Here is a 2,473-nt window from a genome sequence, read left to right as displayed (position 1 = left end):
CCCGCCCCGCCTGCCGCCCGCCGGCAGCCGGCGCTCCGCAACCGCGCCGAGCCCCCGCGAGACGGACACGCCGACCGGCGTTCCGTCCCTTCCGCCATGTCGTCACCGCGCCCCGCGCCGAGCCGAAAGAGCCAGCCTTGACCACGTACCACGTCCAGCCGCCGCAGAGCCGCCGGCAGGACGCTCCGCAGCAGAGCGCCGAAGGCGCCGTGGAGCGCCGCGGCCGCCGTGTGCTCGTCTCGAGTGTCTCCTCCGACTCCCATACCTGGAACCTCGTCTTCCTCCAACTCCTCCTGGAGGAGATGGGCCACGAGGTGACCAACATCGGTTCGTGCGTGCCCGACGAGCTGCTCGTCGAGGAATGCCGGCGGGTCCGCCCCGAGCTGGTCGTCATCAGCAGCGTCAACGGCCACGGGGCGCTCGACGGCGCCCGTGCCGTCCGCCGGCTGCGCGACCAGCCGGACCTCGCCGGGATCCGGGTCGTCATCGGCGGCAAGCTCGGCGTGACCGGTGCGGAGGCGGGCACGTACGGTCCCGAACTCCTCGCCGCCGGTTTCGACGCGGTCTTCGAGGACGCGGCGGGCGTCGCCGAGTTCCGCCGCTACCTGGCCGCTTCCGGGCCGCGCCGGCTGGACGCCGACCCCGCGTCCGGCACCGCCGACGGACCGGGAGTCCTCACCGCTCCGGGGGCCGTCGGCACCTCCGGAGCCGTCGCCGTGTCGGGTGCGCGATGAGCGGGCGGATACCCGACTCCGCGGCCGCCGCGGACCCGTCGCACGCCCCCGCCCCCTGCCCGGGCGCGGCCCCGGCAGACGCGTCGCCCGCCGTCCCGGACGGCGTGCAGCTCGGCTCCTTCGCCTCGGCGGTCGCCACGGCGGTGCGGGACGGGCAGCTCGTCGTCCAGCCCCGCATGGGCTTCGCCGACCTCCCGCGGATGCGGGAGGGCCTGGAGGCGGTGAAACGGGCAGGTGCACGCACCGTCGGCACCCTGACCATCGACAGCTACACGCGTGTCAACGACAACGAGTCAGCCCGCCTGGCGCTCGCCGAGGGCACCGACCTCAACGGCTACCCGATCGTCGCCCACGGCGCCGACACCACCCGCGGCCTGGTCTCCGACCTGATCGACGGGCAGTTCGCGGTGCAGGTGCGGCACGGCTCCGCCAACCCGGTCGACATCATCCGCACCCTGCTCGACGCGGGCCTCGACGCGACCGAGGGCGGACCCGTCTCGTACTGCCTGCCCTACAGCAGGAAGCCGCTGCGGGAGTCGGTCGACGCCTGGGCACGCAGCTGCGAGCTGCTCGCCGAGCGGCCGGGCACGCACCTGGAGAGCTTCGGCGGCTGCATGCTCGGCCAGCTGTGCCCGCCCAGTCTGCTCGTGGCGCTCTCCGTGCTGGAGGGCGTGTTCTTCAAGCAGCACGGGCTGCGCAGCGTGTCGCTCAGCTACGCCCAGCAGACCCACCGCGGCCAGGACGTGGAAGCGCTGCTGGCGCTGCGCACCCTGGCGGCGGAGCACCTGACGGGCCTCGACTGGCACGTCGTGCTCTACACCTACATGGGGGTGTTCCCCCGCACCACGGGCGGAGCCCTGGGGCTGCTGCGGGACAGCGCGCAACTGGCGTCCCTCACCGGCACCGAGCGGCTCATCGTCAAGACCCCGGCGGAGGCCCACCGGATCCCCACCATCCAGGACAACGTCCACGCCCTGGAGGAGGCCGCGCGCGCGGCGGCCGAGGTGCACGGGCAGCGGGCGGCGGCCGACGGGGAGTTCGGCGTCCTCGCGGAGGCGCGGGCGCTGGTCGAGGCGGTCCTGGACATCCACCCGGACACCGGGCGGGCCTTCACGGAGGCGTTCCGCCGCGGCCTCCTCGACGTCCCGTACTGCCTGCACGCGGACAACGCGCAGCGCACCCGCAGCTACATCGACGGGCGCGGGAGCCTGCAGTGGCACGCGACCGGTGGGATGCCGATCGCGGCCTCGCCCCAGCCGGGGCGTGACCGGCTGCGGGCCGACGACCTCCTGGGGATGCTGTCCCACACCCAGGAGTCCTTCGACCAGGCCGCCCTGACCTCCGGCGGCGGCGAGCACGGCAGCACGGCTCCCGCGCTGACCGCCTGACCCGGGGGCACCACCGCCGGCACGACGACCGCGGCGCCGACCGGGACCCCGGGCCGGTCCGCGGAGCAGCACGACGACCCCGCCCCGGGCGGACCGGCCGCGACCCGAGCCGCCCCCGACCGGGGCACCAACGGGCCGGCCGGGCGCGTCCCGGCCGGGAAGCCGCCGGACGGCACCGGCCGGACAACCGGACAGGCCGCTCCCCCGTCGCCGCCGCGGACCGGGCCTGTGCCGGACGCGCCGCCGCCGGGCCACCCGCACGGGCGCTCCGCCGGAGCGGCGGCCGCGGTCAGCCGGCGCTCAGCCGCTCCCCGGCAGCCCGGCCCTGACGGGCCCCCGGTCCGGGCGGCC

Annotated in this window: 2 protein-coding genes; both read left to right on the top strand. The window is 76.3% G+C overall.

Features of this window, described 5'->3' with window-relative positions:
• Positions 1-137 precede the first annotated feature (137 nt).
• Positions 138-734, top strand: a complete 597-nt coding sequence (locus BJP40_RS08255; protein ID WP_177204337.1) for a cobalamin B12-binding domain-containing protein — start codon at positions 138-140, stop codon at positions 732-734.
• Positions 731-2,122 (top strand): methylaspartate mutase, encoded by a 1,392-nt coding sequence (locus BJP40_RS08250; protein WP_079171011.1) that lies wholly within the window; start codon positions 731-733, stop codon positions 2,120-2,122. The genes BJP40_RS08255 and BJP40_RS08250 overlap by 4 nt, the downstream gene beginning before the upstream one ends.
• Positions 2,123-2,473 lie beyond the last annotated feature (351 nt).

Origin of the sequence: Streptomyces sp. CC53, assembly GCF_001865245.1 — a bacterium.
Classification (GTDB): Bacteria; Actinomycetota; Actinomycetes; order Streptomycetales; family Streptomycetaceae; genus Streptomyces.
This window is presented reverse-complemented; position numbering and strand designations above follow the sequence as displayed.